General features: G+C 70.1%; 1 protein-coding gene. It reads right to left on the bottom strand.

The annotated features are described in order from the left end of the window. On the bottom strand, positions 1 to 1,120 hold a 1,120-nt coding region (locus ABT300_RS44285; RefSeq protein ID WP_351688892.1), incomplete at both ends, for a condensation domain-containing protein.

Here is a 1,120-nt window from a genome sequence, read left to right as displayed (position 1 = left end):
GACCACCAACGTGTTCACGAAGAACCCGACCAGATCCTCCAACGCCGCATCCGTACGACCCGCGTTCGCCGCACCGATCGGCACATCCACGCCCGCACCCAGCCGCGACAGCAACACCGCCAGCGCCGACTGCAACACCATGAACATCGTCACACCCTCGGCCCGCGCCACCCGCGCCAGCTCCGCGTGCAACACCGCCGGAACCTCCACCCGCACCTCATGACCACGGTTCGACGCCACCGCCGGACGCACACGATCAACCGGCAGCGCCAACTCCTCCGGCACACCCGCCAACTCAGCGCGCCAGTACTCCATCTGACGCGACAGCAGACTCTCCGGATCGTCGGCCTCACCCAACAGCTCACGCTGCCACAACGCATAGTCCGCGTACTGCACCGGCAACGGCTCCCACTCAGGAACTGCACCCGCCGACCTCGCCGCGTACGCCACCGACAGATCCCGCGCCAGCGGCGCCCACGACCAGCCGTCACCCGCGATGTGGTGCACCACGACCACCAGCACCCGCTCCCGCGGCCCCGCCTCCAACAACCACGCCCGGATCGGCACCTCCACCGCCAGATCGAACACATGGCCCGCGACCTCGGCCACGGCGCCCTCCAGCTCCTTTGGCACCACCTCCACCACCGACAACTCCCACTCCAACTCCTCGAGCGGGACGATCCGCTGGTGGGGCTCGCCATTCTCCGTCGGCAGCACGGTGCGCAGCACCTCATGCCGGCCGAGTACATCCCGCAGGGCCGCGCCGAGGGTCTGGCGGTCGATCTGCTCCGGCAGCTTCAGCGCCATCGGGACGTTGTAGGCGGCACCGGCGTCCTGGAGCTGGCCGATGAACCACATCCGGCGCTGCGCGTAGGACAGCGGCACCCGGTCGGGGCGCTCCATCGGCATTAGGGCCGGCCGGTCGTTGCCGTCCTCGTCGGCGATCCGGGCGGCCAGGGCCGCGGCGGTCGGGGCGTCGAACAGGACCCGGATGTCCAGGTTCACGCCGAGCACCGCGCGGATCCGGCTGGCCAGCCGGACGGCGAGCAGGGAGTGGCCGCCGAGGGCGAAGAAGTCGTCGTCGACGCCGACGCTTTCGACGCCGAGGATCTGTGCGAAC

The organism is Streptomyces sp. NPDC001027 (assembly GCF_040299045.1).
GTDB lineage: Bacteria > Actinomycetota > Actinomycetes > Streptomycetales > Streptomycetaceae > Streptomyces.
Note: the sequence above shows the minus strand (reverse complement) of the source record. Positions and strands in the feature narration are given on the sequence as shown.